10 protein-coding genes are annotated in these 8,423 nt (G+C 31.8%); 3 read left to right on the forward strand and 7 right to left on the reverse strand.

Annotated features, from left to right (window positions below):
- Positions 1-329: 329 nt before the first annotated feature.
- Positions 330-884 carry a hypothetical protein gene (locus SOY52_RS08080; RefSeq protein ID WP_320848443.1) on the reverse strand — a complete coding sequence of 185 codons (555 nt, stop codon included), beginning with the start codon at positions 882-884 and terminating at the stop codon, positions 330-332.
- A 110-nt stretch (positions 885-994) separates the two neighbouring features.
- Here SOY52_RS08080 and SOY52_RS08085 point away from each other — a divergent pair, with 110 nt between their 5' ends.
- Positions 995-1,468 carry a hypothetical protein gene (locus tag SOY52_RS08085; protein WP_320848444.1) on the forward strand — a complete coding sequence of 158 codons (474 nt, stop codon included), beginning with the start codon at positions 995-997 and terminating at the stop codon, positions 1,466-1,468.
- On the opposite strand, the gene SOY52_RS08090 is transcribed toward SOY52_RS08085, so the two are convergent.
- The 4 genes from SOY52_RS08090 to SOY52_RS08105 form a co-directional block, all read right to left on the reverse strand.
- The gene (locus tag SOY52_RS08090; protein WP_320848445.1) at positions 1,452-3,353 is read right to left on the reverse strand and encodes a nucleoside-diphosphate sugar epimerase/dehydratase; all 1,902 of its coding nucleotides are present in this window, start codon (positions 3,351-3,353) and stop codon (positions 1,452-1,454) included. The genes SOY52_RS08085 and SOY52_RS08090 overlap by 17 nt on opposite strands.
- An 18-nt stretch (positions 3,354-3,371) precedes the next feature.
- On the reverse strand, positions 3,372-4,724 hold the full coding sequence (gene glmM, locus SOY52_RS08095; protein WP_320848446.1) for a phosphoglucosamine mutase: 1,353 nt from the start codon (positions 4,722-4,724) through the stop codon (positions 3,372-3,374).
- A gap of 3 nt (positions 4,725-4,727) precedes the next feature.
- Positions 4,728-5,384: a hypothetical protein gene (locus SOY52_RS08100; RefSeq protein WP_320848447.1), complete on the reverse strand. Its 657-nt coding sequence runs from the start codon at positions 5,382-5,384 to the stop codon at positions 4,728-4,730.
- Positions 5,385-5,706: 322 nt separating this feature from the next.
- Positions 5,707-6,180, reverse strand: a complete 474-nt coding sequence (locus SOY52_RS08105) for a hypothetical protein (protein ID WP_320848448.1) — start codon at positions 6,178-6,180, stop codon at positions 5,707-5,709.
- A gap of 221 nt (positions 6,181-6,401) precedes the next feature.
- On the opposite strand from SOY52_RS08105, the gene SOY52_RS08110 reads away from it, so the two are divergent.
- Both SOY52_RS08110 and SOY52_RS08115 read left to right on the forward strand, forming a co-directional pair.
- The gene (locus tag SOY52_RS08110; protein ID WP_320848449.1) at positions 6,402-6,773 is read left to right on the forward strand and encodes a hypothetical protein; all 372 of its coding nucleotides are present in this window, start codon (positions 6,402-6,404) and stop codon (positions 6,771-6,773) included.
- A complete protein-coding gene (locus SOY52_RS08115; protein ID WP_320848450.1) occupies positions 6,760-7,218 on the forward strand; it encodes a hypothetical protein in 459 nt (152 codons plus the stop codon). Before SOY52_RS08110 ends, SOY52_RS08115 begins: the two co-directional genes overlap by 14 nt.
- Positions 7,219-7,263: 45 nt before the next feature.
- Here the strand turns inward: SOY52_RS08115 and SOY52_RS08120 are convergent, their stop codons facing one another.
- Both SOY52_RS08120 and SOY52_RS08125 read right to left on the reverse strand, forming a co-directional pair.
- A complete protein-coding gene (locus tag SOY52_RS08120) occupies positions 7,264-8,208 on the reverse strand; it encodes a glycosyltransferase family 2 protein (RefSeq protein WP_320848451.1) in 945 nt (314 codons plus the stop codon).
- A partial coding sequence (locus tag SOY52_RS08125; protein WP_320848452.1) for a hypothetical protein occupies positions 8,208-8,423 on the reverse strand: 216 nt, incomplete at its 5' end. The genes SOY52_RS08125 and SOY52_RS08120, both read right to left, overlap by 1 nt.

Below are 8,423 nucleotides of genomic sequence, written 5' to 3' on the forward strand. Positions count from 1 at the left end.
ACTTACAAAAACACTTAATAGTGCTGTAGCAGTTCTTTGATCAGAAGCTCCAGATTTCAAAAGCTTTTCATATACCTCAAAAGGCTTAGTTGTGATGTATTTTGGACCATTTTGATTAATAATATCTTTTAATACCTTTACGATATCTTCAACTGGTTTAAAGTCTTCCATAACACCTCATCTAATAAAATATTACTGTCTTTCTAAAAAGATTTACTTAGCAATAGTTCATCTTGCTTTACTAAAGGTTTATTTAAATATTAAAAGGGACATCTTCACGAGATTCCTCTTATTCGTAAAGTACAGTTTCCAAATTTCTTTACATCAATTTATAAATTACAAAGTTCCTTCAAATAAGTCCATGCTTCATTAGGAGCGGTTGGAACATGATCTCCCACAGCAATAGTATAGGCTATAAACGAAACATTTATATCATCAAGCCCTGCAAATTCGCTTAGAGAGATTTTTTTCATTGTCATTTTATTTGCTAAAGCATTTGTGCTTTCTTCTGGTGCTAGTACAAGCATACTATCGTCATTAGCATATGCATATGTATGGTATTCTCCAGCATCTTCAACTAAAATCCAATCAGCATTAGGAGTAATACTATATAATGGAACAAGTGATACAACGGGCATTTGAACTCTGATAAACACATACATAGGTAATGATGCATTACTCTTAACGTATGGGTTAATATTAATACTATCACCTGGACCAATCTCAACATCACCAATTGATGTTGAAAAATCAAATTCAAATATTACTTTTTTAGTAAAATTAGTCCTCTCACTCTTAAATTTAAAATAATTAGTAAAAGCACCTATAAATGTAATTGAAAGAATTAAAATTATTAATAACGCAATTACTTTCTTTTTTAGCATTTATAAACTCTCTTTATGTATGTTATATTTCCGAAGTTATCATGAAACGTCTTTTATTCTTCTATTTATTCATTTCTATAGTCTGTTGTGATCTTTCAACTCCACCTTTAATGGAAGAAAAACTTCCATCAAAGAGTAGTAGAACTATCGCTGAAGAAGGTACAAAATATCTTCTTTCGATTTATTTAGAAAATAATAAAGATAGTAATTGGCAATTACTTAAATTTGGTAAAAAGGTTACTTTACCAAATTTATTCTTGCCAATTAAATTTATTAATAGTGAAATAAATTTTTCTGAACTTAAGTTATGGGACACCCCATTCTTAATTCAAGATTTTTACTTAATTGAACTTTTTCCAAAATTCAAAGAAGAAAAAACAACAGAAAATAAAAAATGTATAGTCACAATAAACTCAGATAATAGAGCAACAATACACTACTCGATAAACAATGAAGAATTAAGAGAATATTCTAGTCCTATTGAAGTTAATACTCCGACTGCTGTCAAGGTTAATAGTGCTTTAAAAAATGAAGCTAGTATTATAGCTCTCTCAGCAGGTATTAGTTTTAAATATTCTTATTAACATCCTCTGGACGCACAAAGGTAGGAACAGCTTTTCTTAAAGCTTCTCTTACTCCTTCATCATCAAGATTAGTTGTTGCTTCATATAAAACCTTAAGTTTATCCTCAAGCTCTTCCATTGAGATAGGATTTTCCTTTTCAACAAAGATTAAATCATTATCTGTCTTTTCAAGCTCATCCTTTTTAACAAGAAGTTCTTCATAAAGCTTTTCACCAGGTCTAAGACCTGTTTCAACAATCTCAATGCCTTGTACACCAGATAGGTTTATCATATTAGTTGCAAGATCTAAGATCTTTACAGGTTTACCCATGTCTAGTACAAAGATTTCACCATTATTTGCCATTGCACCAGACTCAAGTACTAACTGACTTGCTTCAGGAATTGTCATGAAGTAACGGATAATTCTCTTATCTGTAATTGTAACAGGGCCACCCGCTGCAATTTGTCTCTTAAATAAAGGAATAACACTTCCAGCAGAACCAAGTACATTACCAAATCTAGTTGCTGAGCACTTTACTTTACCTCGAGTTGAATATGCTTGCATAATCATCTCACACATACGCTTTGTTGCACCCATAACGTTAGTAGGGTTAACAGCTTTATCTGTAGAGACCATCATAAATCTTGAAGCACCATACTCTTCGCAAAGCTCAATAACATTTAAGCAACCATAAATATTATTCTCAACTGCTTCAATGCAGTTGTGTTCCATTAGTGGAACATGCTTATGAGCAGCAGCATTAATAACAATATCAGGATGATAAGTTGCAAATACTCTTCCAAGTCCTTTCTTATTTGTTATTGATACAATTTCAACAGATAAATCTAGCTTACCTGCATAAGCTATCTTTAATTCCTGTTGAATATCATATGCACAGTTTTCATAGATATCTACAATGATAAGCTTCTTTGGATTCATCTTTGCAACTTGTCTGCAAAGCTCAGATCCAATAGATCCACCACCACCTGTGATTAATATTACTTTACCACTGTAGTAGCTAGCAGTTCGTTCATCAACAACTGTTTTTTGCTTTCTAAATAAAAGGTCTTCAACACTAAAGCTTCTAAGCTGTCTCTTCTTGCTAGGAGAATCCATAGCAGGATAATCATAAATCTTTATGCCAAAGCCCGCTTTCTGATAGTAATCATAAAGCTCATAACGACGTTTATTATCGATACTCTGAACAGCAAATACAACTTCTTGTATTTGGTGTTGTCTTAGATTTTCTAAAGTAGCCTCATCTTCAGAAAATACAGAAAGGCCTCTAATTTCGCGACCAATTTTGTCCTTGTTAACATCAATAAAACAACGTGGATAGTATAACGCATGTTTATTATTTAACAGCTCATCAGCAAGCGAAATACCTACAGTACCAGCACCAATGATAGCAATCTTGATTTTCTGAGACTCATCAAGAGGCTCAGTATTTACTCTAGAACCGGTTACTATTCTTAATGCTTTTCTAAGGAGTTTTCCTTTTAAGCTATCTTCGCTACCAAACTTATATGCATAGCGATAGAACATTCTAAGAGCAAGTGTACCAAGGCAGTTCATTGAACAAAATGCTACTAATTGGATAAATGGAATATGGGCAAAAGGCAATATTCTTTCTACGATTAAGTATAAAAAACTACCTATTGCATCACAAAGGAGTAAGCGAATATAGCATTGAATTCCACCATAGCGCCAAATTTGTCTATAAACATTTCCAATAATTCTTGCGCCAAAAATGAATATAAAAGCAATTACACTTTGATAAATTGCTCCTGTAACACTTAATATCCCACTTCCTTTGTACCACCAATACAAGCAGAAAGCTACAATAGCAAATATCAAAATATCATAAAACGCTAGTGATGTTCTGATTTTTGTTTTCTTAGCCATTTATCCCCCAAATAGCTTTTAATTGTTTTGTTTAATCACTTCAACAACCTTATTAGCATAATTATTACAAACTTCTTGACTCTCAGCTTCAACCATAACCCTAATCACAGGCTCTGTCCCTGATTCTCTCACAAGTAGACGTCCTTTAGAACCAAGGGATGTTGAAACTTCCTCAATAACCTTTTTTACATCCTCATTTGATAAAATTACTTTCTTATCATTAACTCTTACATTAATTAATGCTTGTGGATACATATCAAAGCCCTCACATAGCTCTGACATCTTAGCTTTTTTTGCAAGCATTACTTCCATCATCTTTAAGGAAGTAAGAATACCATCACCTGTTGATGCATACTTTGAGAAAATGATATGACCAGATTGTTCCCCTCCAAGTCTACAACCACATTCCTTCATATACTCATAGACATATTTATCACCAACTTTAGTCTTTGCATAACCAATGCCCAAAGCATCAAATGCTTTGTATAAGCCAAAGTTGCTCATAATTGTTGTTGCAACAGTATTAGTAAGAAGCTTACCTCTTTCCTTCATATACTTTGCATAAATATATAGAATATGGTCACCAGTTAGGATATTACCTTTTTCATCTACACAAAGACATCTATCAGCATCACCATCGTAGGCAAAGCCGACATCGCAGCCATTTTCAATTACAAATTTCTGTAAATACTCTATATGTGTTGAACCACAATCTTTATTAATATTGTATCCATTAGGTTCAGCATTAACTACTAACGTCTTTGCTCCAAGAGCATCAAAGACTGCCTTTGCAACGTGCCAAGAAGCACCATTAGCACAGTCTAGGGCAACCTTAACCCCTCTAAAAGAGTAAATTCCTAACGAAATAAGATATCCAATATATCTATTTCTTCCACTTACATAGTCAACTGTACAACCAATTCTATCTTTATAAGCAAAAGGAACTTCAAACTTACCATCTAGATAATCTTCTACAAGATTAATTACATCATCACTCATCTTCTCACCCTGTGAGTTGATGAGTTTAAGGCCATTATCATAGTATGGATTGTGTGATGCAGATATCATAATACCGCAATCAAAATCATCAACACGTGCTATGTAAGCAACTGATGGTGTTGGAGTAACATGTAATAAGTATGCATCACATCCAGATGCAACAATTCCTCCAACTAAAGAATACTCAAACATATATGAGCTTCTTCTAGTATCCTTTCCAATTACAATCTTAGCAGGAGAAGGTAAATTATTTTTCTCCTTCTCATTATTGTAATACCAGCCTAAAAAGCGACCAACCTTATAAGCATGGTCTGCTGTTAAACCCTTATTAGCTTCACCTCTAAAGCCATCTGTTCCAAAATACTTTCCCATTAATCACACCTTATTAACTAGAACACCATTAGATTTTAAAATACTATTTTCAGCAATAACACCACGAACACAAGATAAAGGATATATATTGCTGTTTCTTCCAACTACAGTTCCTGGATTAAGTACACTATTACATCCAACTTCTACATAATCTCCAAGCATTGATCCAAGTTTTTTCAAACCTGTTTCAATTATTTCACTTCCATTCTTAATTGTTACAAGTGATTTATCACTTTTAACATTCGATGTAATAGAACCAGCTCCCATATGAGCTTTATATCCTAATATAGAATCTCCTACATAGTTAAAATGAGGAACCTGAACATTATCAAATAAAATTACATTCTTTAGCTCAACAGAGTTTCCAACAACACAGTTCTTACCAACTAAGGCTGCACCTCTAATAAATGCAGAGTGTCTTATCTCACTATTTTCTCCAATAATACAAGGAGCTCCTAAGTAAGCACTATCAAATACATTTGCACTCTCATGAACCCATACTTGAGGTGATACTTCTTTGTACTCACTACCTAGTGTTGAACCTAGTTCAATAATCATATCTTTAATGCCTTTTAAAGCTTCCCATGGGTATGTAAATTGTTTTAAATAATCACTTGCTAGTGTGTGGCTTAAATCAAATAAATCATTAATTAAAATCACGTCTTTTCTCCTAACTTTATTGCCTTTAGGGTAAAACTCCCCCTTACCCATAAAAAACTACGATAAATAGGCTAGTAAAGCTGGACGAACCATTTCCTTACAAGTATGGAAACGGCATAGTATTATCAAATCCCTCAATTCCACACATTAGTAATTATACACTATAAAATAATCTTTGTTAATATTTTGTGTATAGCTACCCCTTACCCCATAAAAATACCCATGAAAGAGAGGTTTTCAGAACGTGGGCGAACCATAAATTCTTAATTTACCCCTCATCATGGGTTAATATTAACATAAGTTTTATATAATGTTAATTTGTTTACATCTTCTCCAAATTTTGTTCTATTTCATAGAGTATTTCAGGAATCATTTTACCTGTAATATAGCTTGCTTCGCAAAGATATACTAATGATAAAGGACTATTCTTAGGAGCATTTGCTTGAATCCTATATCTAAGCTTTGATTCATCAGGAATATCTTTTAATAAGGGAAGAAGGTCTGTATTCTTAAAGTCACATAATGGTCTTTTAAGGCTAACCTTGCATTCACTAAATAATTCACATAGTAAATCATCAAAGCTTAATCCCATTAACTTTAAATACTTCTCAAGTGTAATTAACTTGATACTGTAAGTTTCTGGTTTTAAGGATATGTGATAACTAATATGCCTTAAATAGCTGGTACCTCCTTTTACCTTTGAATTATGAATCGAATCATCAATTAATCTGATGATGTACTCGTTAATCATCAACACAATACTGTTAACATATTGGATTTGATTAAGTTTTTTCATAATCCTCCTTTCCTGATTTATAAAACAGGTTTGTAAAAATTATGAACAAATTATCGTTCATTTATATATTCAGTCTAGTATCATTTTCTGAAATCTGGCAACAAAAAATTTAGGAATTTATAAATTATTTTTTATGCTTCTGATCTGTATCGAAATTATAAATTGCTTTTTTGAGTTTTTGACCACAAAGCTATATACAGAGAACAAAGGAGACATAAAAAATGAAAAAATTACTTACCATTTCATTTTTAGTATTTGCAGTGCTATTTATCACTGCATGTGAACCAAACATTCCAAACATCAATGTTGATAGTGTTGTGGAAGATGTATTAAAGGAGGAAATTAATTTAATTGACAAAGTTTTGAATAAAGAATTCAAAGCTACAAGTTCACCAATAGCAATTGATGATAATCCTGTATTTTCTTTCATTATCATTAAAGATGAAAATGAAAGATACAAATTAACAAGTAAGGAGGGAACTGCTTTTATTACAGTCAAAGATAATAAATACTTTATTGATTCAGAAGAACTAATTATTGAAGCTGATAATAACAGAATCTTGATAGGCAATAAAGAATATGAAGGAGCTTAATACTCAACAAAAGATTATTCTTACTCTTACTTTTTCTATCATTATCTTTATTGCAGTTTATCTTTTAGGAATCTTAAATAAAGTTACTGATCCAAATCCTCCTCACTTTGAGGAGGAAGAAAGAGAAGGTTGGTACCCTACTCTTTCTGCATCCTACTGGGTTATTGATGAAGTTAGTAAAAACACAAGGTTAAAAGAACTAGCATATTCAACTATTAGTGCCATTCAATTTTCTGAGTATGATGGGTTTAATAATTTATCCCTCACTCTCTATGGAGAAGCAATTAACTACTACGGTGAGTTATCTCCAGGAGAAAACACATTATGCTTAGATGTTGATGGTGCCCCATTGGAGCTTTGGTATAGTATTAGTGAGAATAAGACATTTCCAACAGTTACTATTAAAGGCCAACAAGAAAAACTATTTTTCGTGAAAGAAGAATGAAAGCAACAATGAGAGACCATTATAAGTCTCTCATTGTTATAATTATTATTTGAATATCATTTTTAATACTTTCTTTGAAAAAGAAGGGAACCAATACCATAACCTAAATAGAATACTATATGGGAAAGCAGAATGAATTAAGTTTACTTTTTCACTTATTAAAAATTCTATGACATCTTTATTTTTTTCTTTTAAGAAGGTATCGGCCATAATGGCTACAAAGCCTGTAGTAGCATATGAATCTTTTATTAATTGATTATAATTCTCCTTAATAAAAGTAAGTTGTTCTTTTCTTACATAGAAGAAATTATTGATTTTTCTATCAAGGTGCCACCATTTATTTGAAACACTACCAGATCTAATCTCATAAAAATATGTAATAGTTTCATCCATATAGATTTTATTGGCCTTATCCATAAAGCGATAAATAATACCAACATCTTCAAAAACAATTCCTTCAGGATATCTTAACTCTTTAAAAATATCTTTTCTGAAGGCTTTATTACATGACATGCTATTAATATCACCATCAATTAAGGTTCCACGAATTGCTGTTGTCTTATCTATTAAAGAAGATTTCTTTATCTGGTGTTTTTCAACTTTTCTATTTTTATCTAAATATATGTATTCAAATCCAAAAATAACTATATCGACATTTTCTTTCTCAAAGGCATCAACAGCGACTGAACAAAACTTATTAGATACATAGTCATCACTATCGACAAAAAATATATATTCACCTTTAGCAATAGAGATTCCTAAATTTCTAGCAGTAGCAGCACCACCATTTTGTTTATGGATAAATACAATATTTGAATTTTTATTTGCATATTGCTCACAAACAGATGCACTACCATCTGTTGAACCATCATCGATAAGGATTAACTCAAAATTCTTGTAATCTTGGTTTAATATGCTTTCAATACAACGAGGTAATTCTGCTTCGTTGTTATATATTGGTACAATTACACTACAAAGTGGTTTATCCATTACTTTTTTATCCCCTTACGAAAGATTTTGTGAAACATAATTAACCACGAAGGTAAAATCAATAGTGTTGAAACCATAGCTGCTGTTAATGCTAAGAACATCAATGCCCCAAAGTATTTAATCGGTCTAAAAGATGCAAATATGAGCATAAGAAGTCCAAAATCAACACTAACAGTTGTTAAAATGATTGGTCTACCAGTATCAATTATGTTTTG

The organism is Bullifex sp. (assembly GCF_034103065.1).
GTDB lineage: Bacteria > Spirochaetota > Spirochaetia > Sphaerochaetales > Sphaerochaetaceae > Bullifex.

Coding starts and splice junctions, on each gene's coding strand:
- SOY52_RS08120 (WP_320848451.1), bottom strand. CDS start 8,208: ATGGATAAACCACTTTGTAGTGTAATTGTACCAATATATAACAACGAA.
- glmM (WP_320848446.1), bottom strand. CDS start 4,724: ATGGGAAAGTATTTTGGAACAGATGGCTTTAGAGGTGAAGCTAATAAG.
- SOY52_RS08080 (WP_320848443.1), bottom strand. CDS start 884: ATGCTAAAAAAGAAAGTAATTGCGTTATTAATAATTTTAATTCTTTCA.
- SOY52_RS08105 (WP_320848448.1), bottom strand. CDS start 6,180: ATGAAAAAACTTAATCAAATCCAATATGTTAACAGTATTGTGTTGATG.
- SOY52_RS08110 (WP_320848449.1), top strand. CDS start 6,402: ATGAAAAAATTACTTACCATTTCATTTTTAGTATTTGCAGTGCTATTT.
- SOY52_RS08090 (WP_320848445.1), bottom strand. CDS start 3,353: ATGGCTAAGAAAACAAAAATCAGAACATCACTAGCGTTTTATGATATT.
- SOY52_RS08115 (WP_320848450.1), top strand. CDS start 6,760: ATGAAGGAGCTTAATACTCAACAAAAGATTATTCTTACTCTTACTTTT.
- SOY52_RS08085 (WP_320848444.1), top strand. CDS start 995: ATGGAAGAAAAACTTCCATCAAAGAGTAGTAGAACTATCGCTGAAGAA.